The 17,396-nt window shown below is 62.4% G+C and carries 17 protein-coding genes and 1 tRNA gene; all 18 read right to left on the reverse strand.

Features of this window, described 5'->3' with window-relative positions; translation table 11 throughout:
* Positions 1-3 precede the first annotated feature (3 nt).
* The 18 genes from ACYQ00_RS10680 to ACYQ00_RS10765 all read right to left on the reverse strand — a co-directional run bounded on the left by ACYQ00_RS10680 (position 4) and on the right by ACYQ00_RS10765 (position 17,358).
* A complete protein-coding gene (locus tag ACYQ00_RS10680; RefSeq protein ID WP_460032104.1) occupies positions 4-303 on the reverse strand; it encodes a PLDc N-terminal domain-containing protein in 300 nt (99 codons plus the stop codon).
* On the reverse strand, positions 300-836 hold the full coding sequence (gene lspA / locus ACYQ00_RS10685) for a signal peptidase II (RefSeq protein ID WP_460032105.1): 537 nt from the start codon (positions 834-836) through the stop codon (positions 300-302). Before lspA ends, ACYQ00_RS10680 begins: the two co-directional genes overlap by 4 nt.
* 4 nt (positions 837-840) lie before the next feature.
* Positions 841-3,648: an isoleucine--tRNA ligase gene (gene ileS / locus ACYQ00_RS10690; protein WP_460032106.1), complete on the reverse strand. Its 2,808-nt coding sequence runs from the start codon at positions 3,646-3,648 to the stop codon at positions 841-843.
* 102 nt (positions 3,649-3,750) lie between these two features.
* Positions 3,751-4,278 carry a gamma-glutamylcyclotransferase gene (locus tag ACYQ00_RS10695; protein WP_460032107.1) on the reverse strand — a complete coding sequence of 176 codons (528 nt, stop codon included), beginning with the start codon at positions 4,276-4,278 and terminating at the stop codon, positions 3,751-3,753.
* Between the two features lie 15 nt (positions 4,279-4,293).
* Positions 4,294-4,542 (reverse strand): HypC/HybG/HupF family hydrogenase formation chaperone, encoded by a 249-nt coding sequence (locus ACYQ00_RS10700; RefSeq protein ID WP_460032108.1) that lies wholly within the window; start codon positions 4,540-4,542, stop codon positions 4,294-4,296.
* A gap of 27 nt (positions 4,543-4,569) precedes the next feature.
* The gene (locus tag ACYQ00_RS10705) at positions 4,570-5,064 is read right to left on the reverse strand and encodes a HyaD/HybD family hydrogenase maturation endopeptidase (RefSeq protein ID WP_460032109.1); all 495 of its coding nucleotides are present in this window, start codon (positions 5,062-5,064) and stop codon (positions 4,570-4,572) included.
* A gap of 72 nt (positions 5,065-5,136) precedes the next feature.
* Positions 5,137-6,792 carry a nickel-dependent hydrogenase large subunit gene (locus tag ACYQ00_RS10710; RefSeq protein ID WP_460032110.1) on the reverse strand — a complete coding sequence of 552 codons (1,656 nt, stop codon included), beginning with the start codon at positions 6,790-6,792 and terminating at the stop codon, positions 5,137-5,139.
* A 64-nt stretch (positions 6,793-6,856) separates the two neighbouring features.
* Positions 6,857-7,801 (reverse strand): hydrogenase small subunit, encoded by a 945-nt coding sequence (locus ACYQ00_RS10715; protein ID WP_460032111.1) that lies wholly within the window; start codon positions 7,799-7,801, stop codon positions 6,857-6,859.
* A gap of 538 nt (positions 7,802-8,339) precedes the next feature.
* Complete coding sequence (locus ACYQ00_RS10720) at positions 8,340-9,392, reverse strand: IS5 family transposase (protein WP_460030289.1); 1,053 nt, start codon at positions 9,390-9,392, stop codon at positions 8,340-8,342.
* A 283-nt stretch (positions 9,393-9,675) separates the two neighbouring features.
* On the reverse strand, positions 9,676-10,923 hold the full coding sequence (gene rho / locus ACYQ00_RS10725) for a transcription termination factor Rho (protein ID WP_460032514.1): 1,248 nt from the start codon (positions 10,921-10,923) through the stop codon (positions 9,676-9,678).
* A gap of 1,134 nt (positions 10,924-12,057) precedes the next feature.
* Positions 12,058-12,582 (reverse strand): CarD family transcriptional regulator, encoded by a 525-nt coding sequence (locus ACYQ00_RS10730; protein WP_460032112.1) that lies wholly within the window; start codon positions 12,580-12,582, stop codon positions 12,058-12,060.
* A 175-nt stretch (positions 12,583-12,757) separates the two neighbouring features.
* Positions 12,758-13,369, reverse strand: a complete 612-nt coding sequence (gene pth / locus ACYQ00_RS10735) for an aminoacyl-tRNA hydrolase (protein WP_460032113.1) — start codon at positions 13,367-13,369, stop codon at positions 12,758-12,760.
* A 114-nt stretch (positions 13,370-13,483) separates the two neighbouring features.
* Positions 13,484-14,071 (reverse strand): 50S ribosomal protein L25, encoded by a 588-nt coding sequence (locus tag ACYQ00_RS10740; protein ID WP_460032114.1) that lies wholly within the window; start codon positions 14,069-14,071, stop codon positions 13,484-13,486.
* Positions 14,072-14,109: 38 nt separating this feature from the next.
* The gene (locus ACYQ00_RS10745; RefSeq protein WP_460032115.1) at positions 14,110-15,048 is read right to left on the reverse strand and encodes a ribose-phosphate diphosphokinase; all 939 of its coding nucleotides are present in this window, start codon (positions 15,046-15,048) and stop codon (positions 14,110-14,112) included.
* Positions 15,049-15,214: 166 nt separating this feature from the next.
* Positions 15,215-15,290: transfer RNA gene (locus ACYQ00_RS10750), tRNA-Gln, on the reverse strand.
* A gap of 3 nt (positions 15,291-15,293) precedes the next feature.
* Positions 15,294-16,202 carry a 4-(cytidine 5'-diphospho)-2-C-methyl-D-erythritol kinase gene (ispE, locus tag ACYQ00_RS10755; protein WP_460032116.1) on the reverse strand — a complete coding sequence of 303 codons (909 nt, stop codon included), beginning with the start codon at positions 16,200-16,202 and terminating at the stop codon, positions 15,294-15,296.
* Positions 16,199-16,771: an ATP-dependent protease subunit HslV gene (gene hslV / locus ACYQ00_RS10760; RefSeq protein WP_460032117.1), complete on the reverse strand. Its 573-nt coding sequence runs from the start codon at positions 16,769-16,771 to the stop codon at positions 16,199-16,201. The genes ispE and hslV overlap by 4 nt, the downstream gene beginning before the upstream one ends.
* A complete protein-coding gene (locus ACYQ00_RS10765; RefSeq protein WP_460032118.1) occupies positions 16,768-17,358 on the reverse strand; it encodes an O-acetyl-ADP-ribose deacetylase in 591 nt (196 codons plus the stop codon). Before ACYQ00_RS10765 ends, hslV begins: the two co-directional genes overlap by 4 nt.
* Between the last annotated feature and the right edge of the window lie 38 nt (positions 17,359-17,396).

Raw genomic sequence — 17,396 nt, forward strand, 5'->3', positions numbered from 1 at the left:
GAGTTAGTCGGGGGTGGGCGAACTGCCCGCGCTGCCGCCGGCGTCTCCGGGGGCGCCCGGCGTACAGGATTTCTTGCAGCCGCGCCAAGCCCCGATGAACCAGTATGGCAGGCCGCCGAGAAACGGCAGCAACAAGCCGATGCCGAGCCAGATGAGCTTTTCCAGCGGGGTGCTGAATCGCCTCTGGTACGCGTGCCAGATCGCCAGAAAATTCGCAAGCAGCGGAAGCGTCAGGACGGTGGCATAGAACAGTCGTTTTTCAGGCGGCAGAGTGGAAAACCATTCCAGCAGGGGAATGTTCATGCAGCATCCTTGGGGTTTCTGCCAGGCTTGGCAGGGTCGGGATTCGTGAAGCCCACCAGCAGGACCAGGCTTACCGCGCCGACGCTGATGGCGCTGTCGGCCACGTTGAAGGCCGGCCAGTGCCAGTTGTTGTAATAGACGTCCAGAAAATCCACCACCGCACCCAGGCGCAGGCGGTCCAGCAGGTTGCCCGCCGTGCCGCCCAGAATGAGGGCCAGCCCCAGGCGCACACGCAGGCCACCACCGGGGAACAACCCCTTTTCCCGCCAGATGCCAAAGCCAAGCAGGGCCAGGGCGGCCAGGGAGATGCAGGCGAACAGCACCGTGCCCCAGCCGCCTTCCGCATCATTCAAAAAGCCGAAGGCCGCGCCCTTGTTCAGGTAGTGGACCAGATCAAACCAGCCGGGGATGACCGGGATGCGGTCCGTCCACAACGCGAGCGTGCTGGAAATCCACCACTTGCTGAGCTGGTCCGCCACGAGCACGGCCATCGCCAGCAGAAAGCACAGCCGACGTTCCTGGACAATGGTCACGCGGTTAGGCTCCCTGGGGCGGGTTGTCAGCCACCACGCGGGCGCAGCGGGGGCACAGCTCGTTGGATGCCGACACTTCCGGCGTCACAATCCAGCAGCGCTCGCACTTGCCACCCGCGGCCGGCCCCACGGTGAGCTTCATGCCGCCCAGTTCCGTGGCCAGGGCTTCTGCCGGGGCCTGCTCCAGGGCAAGCACTTCCACGCGGGAGAGGATGCACAGCTCCCGCAGATCCGCGGAGGTTTCCCTGAGCGAGGTCTGCAGGTCTTCGTCAATGTAGATGACGGCCTGCCCCGAGAGAGAGTGCCCCACCTCGCCGGACTTGCGCAGGGGTTCCATGGCTGCCACGATGGCCGCACGCATGGCCAGCACCTGGCCCCAGCGTTCCCGCAGGGCCTCGTCCATGCCCGGCGCTTCCCGCTCCACGCCCAGGCAGAGCACGGAGGGCAGATCGGGCTTGAGGGCCGCGGGCAAATGGCCAAAGACCTCCTCGGCCGTAAAGGAGAGGATGGGGGCCATGTTCTGCAGCATGAGCATGAGCACGCGCCAGAGCACGGTCTGACAGGAGCGCCGCTCGCGGCTGGCCTTGCCTTCGACGTAGAGCCGGTCCTTGGCGATGTCCAGATACAGGGCCGAAAGGTCGGTCACGCAGTAGTTGTACAGGGCGTGGTAGACCTTGTGGAATTCATAGCGATCATAGGCTGCCTGGATTTCGGCGTGCAGGCGCAGGGCCTGATCCAGGGCGAAGCGGTCGTAGGGCAGCAGGTCGTCGTAGGCCAGGGCGTCTTCAGGCGTAAAGTCGAAGAGGTTGCCCAGCAGGAACCGGCAGGTATTGCGGATGCGGCGGTAGCCATCCACCACGCCGCTCAGGATGGCGTCGGAAATGCGGACATCTTCCGTATAATCCACGGAAGCGACCCACAGACGCAGGATTTCCGCGCCGAACTTGTCGATGATTTCCTGGGGCGCCACCACGTTGCCGATGCTTTTGCTCATCTTACGGCCTTCGCCATCCACCACGTACCCGTGGGTGAGCACGGCCTTGTAGGGCGGCGCACCCTCGTTGCCCACGGCGATGAGCAGGGAGGAGTGGAACCAGCCGCGGTGCTGGTCCGAGCCCTCCAGGTACAGATCCGCGGGCAGGCTGAGCTCCGGCCGTTCCTTGAGCACGGCGGCGAAACTGGAGCCCGAGTCGAACCAGACATCCAGGATGTCGGTTTCCTTTTTCCACTGCCCGCCGCAGCTGCAGGTGGCCTTGTGGGCCGGGATGATCTCCTCCAGGGGCGCTTCGAACCAGTCGTCGCAGCCGCGGGGGTGTTTGGCAAAGCGCTCGACCATCTTGTAGACCCAGTCCGCCTCGAACCAGGCCTCGTCACAGGCCGTGCAGCGCAGGGCCACAATGGGCACGCCCCACATGCGCTGGCGGGAGATGCACCAGTCCGGCCGGTTTTCGATCATGTTGAAGATGCGGTCCTCGCCCCAGGCGGGAATCCATTGCACGTCCTCGCGAATGGCCTTGAGGGCCTTCTCGCGCAGGGCATTGGCGGCCATGGAGACAAACCACTGGGTGGTGGCCCGGAAGATGACCGGCTCCTTGCAGCGCCAGCAGTGCGGGTAGCTGTGGGCAATTTTTTCGGAACCAAGCAGTCGGCCGTTCGCGGTCAGGATTTCGATGACCTTGGGATTGGCCTGAAAAACGGTCAGGCCGGCCATCTGGTCCACGGAATCCATGAAGCGCCCGGCATCGTCCAGGGGGGAGAGGATCTCCAGGCCGTACTTGAGGCCGGTTTCGTAGTCCTCGCGGCCGTGGCCCGGAGCGGTGTGCACGCAGCCGGTGCCGGCGTCCAGGGTCACGTAGTCGGCCAGAACGATGGGCGAGGGCCGGTCAAAGAAGGGATGCCGGGCAATCAGGCCTTCCAGGGAGGCCCCGGGAGTCTTGGCCAGGATCTTCCATTCCTTCCAGCCGAATTTGTCGGCCAGGCCGGGGACGAAATATTCCGCCAGGACAAACTGCCTGCCGTCGGCTTCCACCAGGGCGTATTCATGGTCCGGATGCAGGGCCACGGCCATGTTGTCCGGCAGGGTCCAGGGGGTGGTGGTCCAGATGACCACGTGGGCCCGGGCGGTGTCGGCCTGGGGGAAGATGGCGGCCAGTCTGGCGTCCGGCAGGGGAAAGGCCACGTAAATGGAGGGGGAGGTGTGGTCCTTGTATTCCACCTCGGCCTCGGCCAGGGCCGTCTGGCAGCTGCAGCACCAGTGCACGGGCTTTTTGCTGCGGAACACGGAATTCTTTTCCATGAACCGGCCCAGCTCGCGGGCCGTGGCGGCCTCATAGGCCGGGTCCATGGTCTGGTAGGGGTGGTCCCAGTCGCCAAGCACGCCCAGGCGCTTGAATTCCTTGCGCTGGGTGTTCAGCCATTTGGTGGCGTAATCCCGGCAGCGCTTGCGCACGGCCACGGGCGGCAGCTGGGCAAACTTCTCGCCAAGCTCCTGGGCCACCTTGTGTTCGATGGGCAGGCCGTGGCAGTCCCATCCGGGAACGTAACGGGCGGCAAATCCCTGCATGTTGCGGGACTTGACGATAATATCCTTCAGTATTTTATTCAGGGCCGTGCCCAGGTGAATATTGCCGTTGGCATAGGGGGGGCCGTCATGCAGGATGAAGGCGCCGCGGTCGGCATTGGTCTCCACCATGGTCTTGGCGATGGCTTCCTTTTCCCAGAAAGCGAGGGTTTGCGGCTCGCGCTGGGTGAGGTTGGCCTTCATGGGGAAGGAGGTCTGGGGCAGGTGGAGCGTCTTCTTGTAGTCGCTCATGGAACAGTGCGTCCTTTGCTTGGAGGGCGATCGGCAGGAACAGCCGTTGAACAGGGATTGATTGATCAGACGGGCGCGGAAGTCAAGTCCGCACGGCGCAAATTAGCCGCCGCCGGTCTGGCAGCCGTGATCCTGCTGGAACCTGGGAGAGTGGGGCGAGGCATACAACCATGCGGCGGAGACGGTTTTTCCGGTGATCACCGGAGCCAGCACACGGCAGTAGCAGCTTTTGTCATCAGGCAAAAAATCTTCGAATTCGTCGAATACGCGCAGGCGGGATTCAGGGTCCTTGAATTCCAGAACCTCCCCCAGCACAAATCGCCAGGGAGGCTCCAGGGCAGGAAACGAGGCGGCCTGTACCGGCTCGTACCGCCAGGGGAGCGCCAGATCCCGCAGGATATCCTCGCTGCCGATGGCCAGCACGTCTTCTGGCGGGATGAACAGGGTGGGGTAGCCCTCAGGCCGATCAACCACCCGGCCGCGGACCGCCGCCGGCTGCAGACTGCAGCAGCCCTGGCAGTACTGCTCAAACCCGTAGCAGCCGCGCTTGAGCGTGCCATAGACGAAGAGCCGCAGGGGCGCTGGGTCTGGCGGGGTGCGCGAGGGAATGAGCAGGGTGGAAAAGCGCATGCAGGACAGCTCCTGCTAGAAGTTCACCTCGCCACCATTCATGACTGCGGCCATGTCCCGCATGACCTGCAAGGATTCTTCGGCTTCCTTGACGTCCATCTTGCGCAGGGCAAAGCCCGCGTGGACAACCAAGTAGTCGCCGGTTTCCACCTGGCCGTCAAGCAGCAGGAGCGAGGCTTTGACAAAGGTATCGCTATCACCCACGCGGCAGGAGGCCACGCCGTTTTCAATGGTTTCGATACGGGCAGGAATGGCGAGGCACATGCGGATGCTCCTTGTTGGGACCGGGGGCTACGCTTTGGGCGTGTACTGGCCGCCCTGGACGACGAGTTCCTTGAGGGCCACCCCGGCCATGAGGGGCAGGCGCTCCTGGGCCAGGGGGGAGAGCTCGGGGTGCATGGTTTCGTAATCAAAGGGTTCCATGCCGATAACCAGGGCTTCGGGGCAGTGGCCGGTCAGTTTGCAGAGGATGAGCGTATCGACCAGATCCGTCTGGTGCATGGAATTCTTGAAGGCGAGGCTCTTGCGCAGGTCGTCGCCGGTCAGGCGGTAGATGGCGCCGGGTTCGTCGCCGCCAAGCACCGCGTCCAGGACGATGAGCACGTCGCTCTCCATGATCGGGCCCATCAGGCGCGTGCCGAGGGTGCCGCCATCCATGAGGGTGACGTTTTCGGAAAAGTCGTAGTGCGCCTCAAGGTGCTCCACCAGGCGCACACCCAGGCCTTCGTCGGTGTACAGGATGTTGCCGACGCCCAGAAGCAGGATGCGGGGAGAGTCGTTGGACATGCAGACCTTGATAAGACATCAGGAGCCCGGCGGGAAGACCGGGCTCCTGAGTTTTTGTGTGATGCCCCTGAATTACAGGACGCGGAACTTGTGCACCTGGTTGGACTCCGGATCGATCACATGCACGCCGCAGGCGATGCAGGGGTCGTAGGAGTGCACGGTGCGCAGGATTTCCACGGGGCGCTTGGGGTCGGCAATGGGCGTGCCGATGAGGGCCTGCTCCACGGCGGAGAGCTTGCCTTCGGCGCAACGGGGGCCGAGGTTCCAGGTGGAGGGCACCACGAGCTGGAAGTTCTCGATCTTGCCGCCCTTCTGGACGATCCAGTGGGAGAGCATGCCGCGGGGGGCGTTGACGAAGCCCACGCCCTGGGACTCGCTGGGGTACTGCCAGTCGGTGTACAGGTCGTCCTTGCCAGCCTTGACGTTGGCTTCCAGGGCGTCCACCCACTTTTCCACTTCCTGAGCGGCGGTGAGGCACTGGATGCCGCGGGCGGCGGTGCGGCCCAGGGTGGAGAACAGGGCTTCGGGGCCCACACCCAGGGTCTTGAGCACCAGATCCACAGCCTTGACCGTGGGTTCGTGCTTCTTGGCATAGGCCACCAGCACGGAGGCCAACGGGCCCACTTCGAAGGCTTCGCCCTTGTAGCGGGGGGCCTTCATCCAGGAGTAGCGATCTTCGCCGTGGAATTCCGTCCACTTGGGCTTGGTGACGCCCTTGTACGGGTGGTGCGCTTCCGCGCCTTCGTACCAGGAGTGCTTGACGTGTTCGGCGATGAGGTCGGGGTTGAAGTCATCCACCTTGCTGAGGTCGTTGCCCCAGATCACACCCTGCGGGGTGTAGCGCGAGTTCAGATCGTACTCGTCGGTGGGGAATTCGCCGCAAGTGAGGAAGTTGGACGTTTTGCCGATGCCGCCCCAGTTCTTGTAGAAGCCGGCCACGGCGAGCAGGTCGGTGATGTACACCTGTTCGATGAACTCGCGGACTTCCTTGTACAGCTTGCGGAACTCGGCGATGCGCTCGGGCTTGAGCGAATCGTAGTTGGTGCAACCACCGGCCACGGTGAACTGCGTGTGGGGGTTCTTGGCGCCAAAGATGGCCATGGCCCGGGCCGCCTTGACCTGCACCCGCAGGGCTTCCAGGTAGTGCGCCGTGGCAATCAGATCCACTTCGGGCGGCAGCACGTAGGCCGGATGGCCGCCAAGGAAGTAGGCGTTGGTGAAGATGCCCAGCTGGCCGCTTTCCACCAGGGCCTTGACCTTGTCCTGCACAGCCTTGAGGCTTTCCGTGGTGGTCTTGCGGGGGGAGAGATCACTGGCCAGACGGGCAGCCTTGGCCGGATCGGCATTCAGGGCGTTGGCAACGTTCACCCAGTCCAGCGCATGCAGGTGGTAGAAATGCACGAGGTGGTCATGCATGTACTGCGCGCCCATGACGATGTTGCGCATGAGCGAGGCGTTGGCAGGGATTTTCACGCCCACGGCGTTGTCCACCGCGCGGGTGGAGGCCAGGGCATGCACATAGGTGCACACGCCGCAGGCGCGCTGGGTGAAGTGCTGGGCGTCACGGGGGTCACGGCCCTTGAGGATCATTTCCAGCCCGCGGAACAGCGTGGACATGCTCCAGGCATTCTTGACTTTGCCGCCTTCCACTTCCACTTCAATGCGAAGATGGCCTTCGATCCGGGTAATGGGATCGACGACGATCTTGTTGCCTTGGATTTCAGACATCGGGTCTTCTCCTGTGCGAAACGAAGTTCCTGGCTAATGCTCGATGAGCTTGGCCGTCTGCCGACTAGGCGCTGTAGAACGGCGAGTACAGATCCCAGAAGTTGGGCTCGCTGCAGGCAATGCAGGGGTGCCCGGCCTGGACCGGCCAGCTGACCTGGTTGAAGAGCTGCTTGGGGCAGTTGTTGTACGTATCAGGACCCTTGCAGCCCAGCTCATAGAGGCAGAAACCCTTCTTGGCTTCAGGGGAGCCGAAGGAAGGCGCGAATTCACCGGCTTCGAAATGCTTGAGACGAGGGCAGTTGTCGTGCACGGTTTCACCAAAGAACATCACCGGCCGGCCCTGCTTGTCCAGCTCGGGCATGCCCTTGGTCAGCAGATGCACCACGGTGCCCACAAAGTTCATGGGGTTCGGCGGGCAGCCGGAAATGTTGATGGCTTTCACGCCCAGCTTGCCCAGGGCTTCGTTCACGCCCACGGTGCCCGTGGGGTTCGGCTTGGCCGCCTGCACGCCGCCGTAGGTGGCGCAGGTGCCAATGGCGATGACAGCCTTGGCCTTGGGGGCCACTTCCGCGCAGATGTCGTACATGTTGCGGCCGGCCACCTTGCCCCAGTAGCCGCCGTCGCCCATGGGAATGCCACCTTCGATAACGCAGACGAATTCGCCCTTGATGGCTTCGTGCAGCGCTTCTTCCACGGCATGGCCAGCGCCGGCCATGAGCGTTTCGTGGTAATCCATGGAGATGACGTCGAGAATCAGTTCGTCGATGTACGGATCGACGGTCCGCAGCACGGACTCGCTGCACCCGGTGCATTCAGCATTGTGCAGGTACACGACGCTGGGGCGCTTTTTGGCAGTCAGCGCCTCGGCAACCTTGGGGGCAAAGGCAGGACCCATGCCCATGGCGACGGCCACGGCCGTGCAGAACTTCATGAAGTCGCGGCGCGATACGCCCCGGCGCTCCAGCCGTTCCTCGACCTGGTCCTTGCCACGACCAATATAACACTTCATTTACGTACCCTCCGTCCTCTCTAGTTCTAAGGTCCGTTCGGACACACACACCCGCTGGTTAAGGTCAGTCAGGGCCTGCCTGCGCGGAGCGGAACATGCGACAGCAAAGACCGGAGTTCCGTACTCAGATGAAGACGCCGCGCATCGTCATTGGGGCACAGCCCAGCTGCATGAAGCGCAAGAAGAATGTTGAAAATGCATGTTCTCGTAACATGTTAGATTCTTCCTCTACGCCCTGCAATTTGCTGTGTCAATGTTTTTCAGCCAAAGCCCGGCTACTCTGCTTGTGAATGTCAGAACAAGAACCTTGCTGTATACAACAACTGAAAAAGTACATTGCAAGTGTTACCAATTCAAAAAGTGTGACACCAGTGCAGCAGTTCACCATGCCTTCGAGACCTCTGCACAACACCACCCGAACGACTCTTCGCCGAGGAAATGGCCCTCTCGGCCTCTGATTTTGGTCTAATCTGTCATCGTTTTCATCATTTTTCCCTCATTTTCATCATTCCTTCCAAATTTTGGACGCACCAGCCCCTCAAGTGCCCATCAACCGCACGGCTTTCTTCAAATTGAAGGCCATTCCCACCAGATACAGCTCGGCGCAGACCTTTTTCAGGCCCAGATAGCGCGCCCGGGCCAGGCCGTAGCCGCGTTTCCAGGTCCCGAACACCCGCTCCACGCCGCAGCGCACGCTGCTGATGAGCCGGTTGCGCAATCGTTCATAGGCCGTGAGCGGCGCGTGGCGGGTGGCCTTGTCCATGGTGGCGTCCTTGAGGCCGCGGGCCAGCAGCGCGTCGCGGTTGGCGCCGCTGGAATACCCCTTGTCGCCATAGACATAGGTCCCTGGAATAACATGGATTTCATCGAGCAGCGTTTCGAACTCGCGCATGTCTGACCGGTTGGCCGAGGTGGCGTGGCCGCCGAGGAAGAAGCCGTCGCGAGCATCGGTGGCGGCGTGGATTTTGTAGCCGTAATGACAGCGACGCCCCTTCTTGAGCCAGGCCGCGTCGGCATCGTCTGAAAAGCTGACCTTGACCGAACAGTCTGATTTCGCAGGGGATGCAGGTTGCTGTTCGGCCTCCTCCGCGCGATCCTCGGGCAGGATGTCGATGATTTTGCGCGGGCGGCGGGCAGATTCGACCACCGAGGCGTCGACCACGGTCCCCTCACGCACGAGCAGGCCCTTGGCTTCGAGCTGCTCGTTGAGGCGATCCAGAAGCTTATCGAGAATATTCAACTTGATCAGGCCGTTGCGAAATCGGCAGATGGTGGTTTCGTCGGGGACGTCACCCTCGAAGGACAGACCAACGAAGCGGATGAAGGAGAGGCGGTCGTAGAGGGCCTGCTCGGTGGCCGGGTCGCTGAGATTGTACCACCGTTGCAGGAGCAGAATCTTGAACATGGCCAGGGCCGGGTAGGCGGGGTTGCCCACGGCGTCGGCCTTGCGGGTAAGTTTCTTGTTCAAAAACGAACGGATAGGCCGCCAGTCGATGAGGGCGTCAATGTCGTCCAGGAAGGTGCGCTTGGTCTTGCGCCGGGCCATGAAGTAATCGCCAAGCAACGGGGCCTTGGGGCTGCGCTCTGCCATGTTATCCTCCTTGGGGTGAAGGAAGAATAGCAGATATCATGCTGGATTTGAAGAGAAAATATGCGGTGGCCGTGCAGAGGTCTCGCCTTCATTTTGCTCTTCATATCCTCATTTGCAACATTCGGATAGTCCTTTGAGGAGAATTCAGAGAGGGGCTGAGAGAACAGAAAGGGCAATGCGGCAAGGCACGCAGACGCAGGTTGATCCGGGCGAACTGACAGGACAAAAAAAGGAGCCTCCTTGCGGGGGCTCCTTTGGGTACTCGCGGCAGGCAGGCTGCAGTCTAGCGGTTCATCACATCCAAAAACTCGCGGTTGGTCTTGGTGCCGCGCATCTTGGAGAGCAGAAACTCCATGGAATCCATGGAATTCATGGGGGCAAGCACCTTGCGCAGGATCCAGACCCGGTTCAGCACCTCGTCGGGGAGCAGGAGTTCTTCCTTGCGGGTGCCGGAACGGTTGATGTCGATGGCCGGGAAAATACGCTTTTCGGCAATGTGGCGATCCAGATAGATTTCCATGTTGCCGGTGCCTTTGAATTCCTCGAAAATCACTTCATCCATTCGGGATCCCGTATCGATGAGTGCTGTGGCGATGATGGTCAGGCTGCCGCCTTCCTCAATGTTACGGGCGGCGCCAAAAAAGCGTTTGGGCCGCTGCAGGGCGTTGGCGTCCAGGCCGCCGGAGAGGACGCGGCCGGAGGAGGGGGTGACGGCGTTGTAAGCCCGGCCCAGGCGGGTGATGGAGTCCAGCAGGACCACCACGTCGCGCTTGCGTTCGGTGAGCCGCTTGGCCTTCTCCATGATCATCTCGGCCACCTGGACGTGGCGGGTGGGGGGCTCATCAAAGGTGGAGGAAACCACCTCGGCGCGCACATTGCGCTCCATGTCCGTCACTTCCTCGGGACGTTCGTCGATGAGCAGGACGATGAGGTAGACGTCGGGATGATTGGCGTTGATGGAGTTGGCGATGGACTGCAGCAGCATGGTCTTGCCGGTGCGGGGCGGGGCGACGATGAGCCCGCGCTGCCCGCAGCCAATGGGCGAGAGGAGATCCACGACCCGGCCGGAGTAGTTGCTCTCCGAGGTTTCCATGATGTAGCGGCGGTCGGGATAAATGGGGGTCAGGTTGTCAAACAGGACGATATTTTTAGCTTTTTCAGGCGCTTCCAGGCAGATTTCGCTTACTCGCAAGAGGGCGAAGTAGCGCTCGCCTTCCTTGGGGGGGCGAATCTGGCCGGAGACGATATCTCCCTTGCGGAGGGAGAAGCGGCGAATCTGCGAAGGGGAGACGTAGATATCGTCCGGGCCCGGCATGTAGCTGTACATGGGGGACCGCAGGAAGCCGAAACCGTCGGGGAGAATTTCCAGCACGCCGTCGCCGTAAATGGCGCCGTTCTGGGAGGCGCAGCTCTGGAGCAGGGCGAAGATAAGCTCCTGTTTGCGCATGGAGCTTGGGTTTTCGATATTGAACTGCTCGGCGAGGAGCATGAGGTCGGTCATGCTCTTGAGCTTGAGCTCGGAGAGGTGCAGGACGTTGTCGCTGTTGTTGTTCTGCTGCTGCTGGTGCTGGGCGCTGCGGTTGCGCTTGCGGCCGTGGCTTTTTCCCGGATGCCCTGCCGGGGTCTGGCCCGGCGCCTGATTGCCAGGCGAGGCGTTCTGGGCGTTGCCCTTGTCGTTGTTTCGCTCGTTGCCCTGGCCCTTCTCGTTGAATGGCGGTTTCTCGGCGTGTGGCGTCTTTTCCGCCTGCTGCGGCTTTTCGGGGGGGAGATTTTTTTCGGCAGGCCGGGGCTTTTCGGCTGGGTGCGCAGCCTCGGCGCGAGCGGCCTTTTCTGCAGACTGCCTTCTTTCTGCGGCCTTGGGTTTTTCCGCAGGAGCGGGGGCCGGCTGTGCCGGAGCGCCATCTCCCGAGGCGGCAACCGGTGCGGAGTCCGGCGCAGGCTGCACAGGAGCAGCTTGCGCGGCGAGGGGAGCGACGGATTGATCGGCGGATTGGGGAGCGGCGGCGGAAGAAGGGGTCTGCTGCATGTGAAAATTCTCACAAAAAGGTGCTGGGGGATGCTTCAAGAGAACAAGGCAGGCCTGAGCACAAGCAAGAGGCTATAGGGCACACTTGCATTAAATGTATGACGGAAGTGGTGCGCAAAGTGGTTGAGTCGAATCATGCAACGCGGAACTGCAACTCCGAGGAAAGATGCGGAGCACTGCCATTTCGGCGTATGAAACACACTTTTCGGGCAAAGTCATGATGCTGTACAGGATGATTCGCAACAGCGCAAGAGGCAAAGGTACACACAACATTCCGAGCCCAATGGGAATGCTGCCTCTCGAATCGCTCTGAAGTTGTTATGTGGTATGTCGCAAAAAAATGTCAGGCGCCGGCCCGGGCAGATTGCTGTGCGGCGTTACGCCAAACAGTCGCGGCAGACGCACGGCACGGGGCCGGGGCGGCCTAACACCGCTCACGGCTCTGGGCTACATGATATCAATGAAAAACCTGTCGGCATGACGCGAAGAAGCACGGAAGCAACAGGCGAGAAGCAGGCGAAAGGAGGCAACGCGATTCATAGGATGGTCGCCATTCCAAAAAACCATCGTCACATTACCCCGTATCCGGGCAGCTTGCAAGAAAAATATGGAAAACTGTCCGCTGGTTGGTTCGAAAGCCTATTTGTCGCCCGGTTTTTCCGCCTGAGGCTTGAGCACATCCTGGAACAAATCCTCAATATGCAGCCGCAGTTCTTCCTGATCTCTTCCCAGGGCGTAGGAAAGCTCCATGGTCAAAAGCCCCATGGCTTGTTCCAGGAGGCGGCGTTCACCAAAGGAAAGTTCTTTGTCCCGTCCAATGAGCAGCAGTTCCTTGAGCACGTATGCCACATCGGCCAGATTGCCACTCTTGAGCTTTTCCGAGTACTCACGATAGCGGCGGTTCCAGTTCTGCCCGGAATAGCCGGTGAACGTGGAGCGGTCTTTCAGGGATTCCAGTATGGCCGCGCCTTCATCGCCAGAGCACAAGGGGCGCAGGCCGACTGTTCCAGCGTTGCGCACGGGCACCATCAGCGTGATGTTGTTGGACAGGATGCGCACGATGTAAAACTCGGCTGCGGCGCCGCCGATTTCCTTGGTCTCAATGCGGTCCACCCTCCCCACACCTTGGGCAGGATAGACCACCAGTTCTTCCACTGCAAACACGTGCACCTCGTGCGAGCCTAGAGCCACTCGTTCGACACGTCGCCACACGGGACGTCACCGGCCGAACGAGAAAAAAAGCATATCGTAAAACTCGGACACCGTCCATGCTCGTCTCGTCACACGAGCTGGCTGCCAAGGGGGCAACGGTTGCAACGACTAATAAAAATCTTGTAAATCAGTCTGTTGCAGGACGATACTTGTTCAGCTGTTCCTGGGCTGCGCGACGGTCGCCCAGAAGAAACTGGCAGACCCCCGCGGCGGCCTCTGCAATGAGCGCCTCCAGAATGGGGCGTTCCTGCGGGGCGAAGCCAGTCAATACATACTCGCGCATTTCCCCGGGGGCCGGCCTTCCCACGCCCAGCCGCAGCCGGTGGAATTCCTGGCTGCCCAAGTGGCTGATAATGGAGCGGATGCCGTTGTGCCCGGCAGGGCCTCCGCCAAGCTTGAGCTTCATCCGGCCAAGGGGAAGGTCAAGCTCATCATGCAGCACCAGGACATCCTCGGGGGCAATCCGGTAATACCGCGCGATCTGGCCCACAGCCTCGCCAGAAAGATTCATGTAAGCCAGAGGCTTGACCGCAAGCCAGCGCTGGTCTGCCCCGCTAAGCTGCCACAGCTGGTGTTTGCCGGCCTTGTCCTGCAGCAGGCGCACCTGCCAGTCGCGGTCAGCCTCCAGCCGGCGCAAGACCTCGTCCAACACGAGGAAGCCGAAATTGTGCCGTGTCCCTTCGTATTGCCGGCCCGGATTGCCCAGACCGGCCACGAGGCCGGCAAACACATCTGCCATGAATACTGACTCCGCCGCGCGCAGCAGGAAATGCCGCGGGCCCAAAACAGTGAGAAACCCCGGCCCGAGACGGTCGCCTCAGGCCGGGGTCCGCATACTGGAAACAAGGCGAGGCTAGTCTTTGCCGCCGGGGCCGGGAGCCGCCTTGCGGGTGGCCACCACGCTCAGGAGCGCGTAATTCTGCTTGTATACGGCCATCACGTTTTCGGGCAGCACCACATCCTTGACGGTGAAGGCATCGCCCACCTGCATTTTGCTCACATCCAGATCCACCACGGCCGGGATGTCGCCGGGCAGGCAGGTCACGGTGATGGTGTCGTGGAAGGTTTCCATCATGCCGCCGAGCTTGAGGCCGGGAGCCTCGCCCACCTGACGCACGGGCACGTTCAGGGTCACCTTCTTGGCGTAGTCCACACCGTAGAGGTCCAGATGGACGACCTGGCGCTTGAAGGGGTGCTTCTGGACTTTCCAGACCAGGGTGGGGCGGCCTTCTTCGCCGTCAACCACCAGGGAAAAGAGCTTGCTGGTGCCGATCTGGCGGTAGGCCTTTTCAAAGGCCAGGGCGTCGATGGTCAGGGCGAGGTTGTCGCCAGACGCGGTGTAGTACACGGCGGGAATCTGGCCAGCCACGCGCAGACGACGGTTGGGGCCCTTGCCGCTGGAGTCGCGCCGGGTGGCGGCGAGAGAGATTTGCTCAGCCATGGTCAATGTGCTCCTTAACACATGCAGCGGCGGCGCGTTCAGACGAACAGGACGCTCACCGAGGATTCGGTATGAATATTATGGATGGCCTTGGCCAGGAGACCGGCTACGGACATCACCTCAATTTTGGGGCAGGCTTCTTTCTTTTCGCCAAGAGGGATGGTGTTGGTCACCAGGATCTTGGAAAACTTGGATTGCTGGAGCCGCTCGATGGCCGGGCCGGAGAGCACGGGGTGGGTGGCGCAGGCGATGACCTCCTCGGCACCGGCAGCCAGGAGCACGTCGGCCGCGGCCACAATGGTGCCGGCGGTGTCGATCATGTCATCCAGAACCACGGCACGTTTGCCTTTCACGTCGCCAATGACGTGCATGGCCTTGGCCTTGTTGGGCTCATCGCGGCGCTTGTCGATGATGGCCAGACCGGCGCCCAGGCGCTTGGCGTACGCGCGGGCGCGCTCGGTGCCGCCAGCGTCGGGGGAGACACAGACGATGTCGCCCTCAAGGCCGCGCATGTATTCAAGAAAGACCGGCAGGGCATAGAGGTTGTCCACAGGCAGGTCAAAGAAGCCCTGGATCTGCCCGGCGTGCAGGTCGATGGTGATCAGCCGATGCATCCCGGCCGCGGTCAGGAAGTCGGCCACCAGCTTGGCGCTGATGGGCGCGCGGGGAACGACCTTGCGATCCTGCCGGGCGTAGCCGTAGTAGGGAACCACGGCGGTGACGCGGCCGGCACTGGCGCGTTTGAGCGCGTCCAGGATCAGGCACAGCTGCATCAGATGGAAATTGACCGGGGCACATGTGGGCTGGACGACAAAGACGTCATTCCCGCGCACGTTGTCCTTGATCTCCACGCGGATTTCGCCGTCGCTGAAGGTCTCGGTCACGGCCGGGGTCAGCCGGCAGCCAAGGTGATCGCAAATTGCATACGCCAGTTCGGGGTTGGCGGTGCCGGTGACTATCTGCAGATCTCGACTCATGACGTTCACGCTAGCGCCGGCCCGGCTGGACCGACGGCCGCTGTGCGCAGTGACTGCGCGGCCTAATGGAAGCACCCGCGGGGGGACACTCCCGCCCGTAAGGCGCAACGAGCCGGGGACAGCAGCTCTTCGCACGTCTGGAGCATGCTGTTCCCGGACAAAAAATTGGCAGGGGCGGAAGGATTCGAACCCTCGAATGACGGGACCAAAACCCGTTGCCTTGCCAGCTTGGCGACACCCCTGCATCACATGTGGCTTGTAAACACCCTGCCCGGACCAATCCAGGCCACCGCTTCCGCCTGCCGGGCAAACGTCGCAGCATGGGCAGCGTCCCGGAACAGGGCGAACACGCCGGAGCCGCTGCCGGTGAGCATGGCCCCTGCAGCGCCAGCCTTGTAGGCCAGTTCCTTCAGGGTCGTCAACCGCGGCTCCAGAGGGAGCACCACATCTTCAAAACTATTAAAGAGCACCACAGCGTCGGTGAAAATGACGTCTTTACCCACCGGGAGCCTGCCTGTCAAGGCATTATTGCATCCGGCTGGTGATTTCCAGTGCCTGGCGTCCCAGGCGGCATAGGCCTTGGGGGTGGAAATGGCGATTTCCGGGCAGCAGAGCACCAGGCTGAAGCCGGCCAACGTCAGCTGCACCGGAGACAGCCGCTCGCCGATGCCCAGGGCCAGACAGGGGCCATCCTGCAGAAAGAACGGCACATCCGCGCCAAGTGTTGTGGCGATGCGGGCCAGTGTGGCGGCGGGGAGGGCCTTGTCCCCGGCCAGGGCGTTCATGGCCCGGAGCATGGCCGCGGCGTCGGCACTGCCGCCGCCAAGGCCCGCGCCCATGGGCACGCGCTTGTCCAGGTGCACAGCCAGATCCAGCTGCAGCTCCGCTGCCAGGGTGAAGGCGGCGTAGGCCCGGGCCACCAGATTCTCCGGGCCGGCGAGAGCCGGATCCGAGCAGCTGAACCGCAACCCCGCGCCGGCCTCGGCCGGCTCCACCCGCAGCGTGTCCGTGGGGGCGGCCAGGGGCCAGAAAACCGTGGACAGCTCGTGATACCCGTCTTCGCGGCGGCAGCGGATCTCCAGGAAGAGATTGATCTTGCAGCCGGGATGCAGAACCATGGCGCTGCCGGAGAGAGGGGGTGTGGCGGGCGTCATTTGGATGGCGGCGTGACGGACAGGGTTTCCAGCACAATGGAGTCATTGGTAAAAACGCAAAGCTCCGAGGCAATGCGCATGGACTCCAGGGCGACCTTGTCGCAGGGCAGGTGGGCGTGACGATTGAGGGCCCGCGCCGCAGCCAGGGCGTATGGCGCGCCGGAGCCGATGGCGGCAATGCCGTCGTCGGGCTCAATGACGTCGCCCGTGCCGGAGAGCATGAGGATGGAGGAGGCGTCCGCCACCAGGAGCATGGCTTCCAGGCGGCGCAGGAATTTGTCCTTGCGCCAGTCCTTGGCCAGTTCCACACTGGCCCGGACGAGCTGCCCGGAGTACTCCTCCAGCTTGGCCTCAAAGCGTTCAAAGAGGGTGAAGGCATCCGCCGTGGCGCCGGCAAAGCCGGCCAGGACGCGATCCTTGTACATTCGGCGGACCTTGCGCGCGGTGTGTTTGATGGCGATGCTCTGGCCCAGGGTCACTTGCCCGTCGCCAGCCATGGCCACGCCGGTGGAATCCTTGACTGCGATGACGGTGGTGCCGCGAAGGAAGGGGAAGGTGGATTCTGTCATGACAAGGGCGCTCCAAAAAGGGTGTTGGCCGCCTTGGCCCAGGTCCTGAAGGCGGATTCCGAATACAGCCACATGGCCGCCTCGTCCACAATACCCGGCGCAGCCTTGGCAAGCCCTTCGGCCAGGGCCGAGAGCGCCACGGTGGCAGCCTTGCTGAGGGGATAGCCATACACGCCGCAGCTCACGGCCGGAAAGGCCACGGTCCTCGCGCCATGTTCCCGGGCCAGACGGAGACTTTCCAGGTAACATGAACGCAGGGCCCGGGCCTCGCCCTGGTTGCCGCCGCGCCAGATGGGCCCCACGGTGTGGATGATCCATTTGGCCCTGAGCTGGAACCCGGGAGTGATGACGGCCTCGCCAGCCTGCAGCTCCCCGCGGGTCCGGATGATTTCCCGGCAGGCCTGCTGCAGGGCCTCGTGCCCGGCGGCCCGGTGGATGGCACCGTCCACCCCGCCTCCGCCGCGCAGGCCGGCATTGGCCGCGTTGACCACAGCGTCCACGGGCGCGGTGGTGATGTCACCACAGACCAGCCGCAGATGGCAGGGGGTACGCCCGGCAGCGTCGGGGAGGTGCCAACACAGGGTCATCAAGCGGACTCCTTCACCCTGCCCGGTGCGGGGAGGGC

This window comes from Megalodesulfovibrio paquesii (assembly GCF_054653055.1).

Bases quoted from the DNA above. Each gene is read 5' to 3' on its own strand.
- ACYQ00_RS10680 (WP_460032104.1), bottom strand. From the start codon at position 303: ATGAACATTCCCCTGCTGGAATGGTTTTCCACTCTGCCGCCTGAAAAA.
- ileS (WP_460032106.1), bottom strand. From the start codon at position 3,648: ATGAGCGACTACAAGAAGACGCTCCACCTGCCCCAGACCTCCTTCCCC.
- ACYQ00_RS10695 (WP_460032107.1), bottom strand. From the start codon at position 4,278: ATGCGCTTTTCCACCCTGCTCATTCCCTCGCGCACCCCGCCAGACCCA.
- ACYQ00_RS10700 (WP_460032108.1), bottom strand. From the start codon at position 4,542: ATGTGCCTCGCCATTCCTGCCCGTATCGAAACCATTGAAAACGGCGTG.
- ACYQ00_RS10705 (WP_460032109.1), bottom strand. From the start codon at position 5,064: ATGTCCAACGACTCTCCCCGCATCCTGCTTCTGGGCGTCGGCAACATC.
- ACYQ00_RS10710 (WP_460032110.1), bottom strand. From the start codon at position 6,792: ATGTCTGAAATCCAAGGCAACAAGATCGTCGTCGATCCCATTACCCGG.
- ACYQ00_RS10715 (WP_460032111.1), bottom strand. From the start codon at position 7,801: ATGAAGTGTTATATTGGTCGTGGCAAGGACCAGGTCGAGGAACGGCTG.
- ACYQ00_RS10720 (WP_460030289.1), bottom strand. From the start codon at position 9,392: ATGGCAGAGCGCAGCCCCAAGGCCCCGTTGCTTGGCGATTACTTCATG.
- pth (WP_460032113.1), bottom strand. From the start codon at position 13,369: ATGGCAGATGTGTTTGCCGGCCTCGTGGCCGGTCTGGGCAATCCGGGC.
- ACYQ00_RS10740 (WP_460032114.1), bottom strand. From the start codon at position 14,071: ATGGCTGAGCAAATCTCTCTCGCCGCCACCCGGCGCGACTCCAGCGGC.
- ACYQ00_RS10745 (WP_460032115.1), bottom strand. From the start codon at position 15,048: ATGAGTCGAGATCTGCAGATAGTCACCGGCACCGCCAACCCCGAACTG.
- ispE (WP_460032116.1), bottom strand. From the start codon at position 16,202: ATGACGCCCGCCACACCCCCTCTCTCCGGCAGCGCCATGGTTCTGCAT.
- hslV (WP_460032117.1), bottom strand. From the start codon at position 16,771: ATGACAGAATCCACCTTCCCCTTCCTTCGCGGCACCACCGTCATCGCA.
- ACYQ00_RS10765 (WP_460032118.1), bottom strand. From the start codon at position 17,358: ATGACCCTGTGTTGGCACCTCCCCGACGCTGCCGGGCGTACCCCCTGC.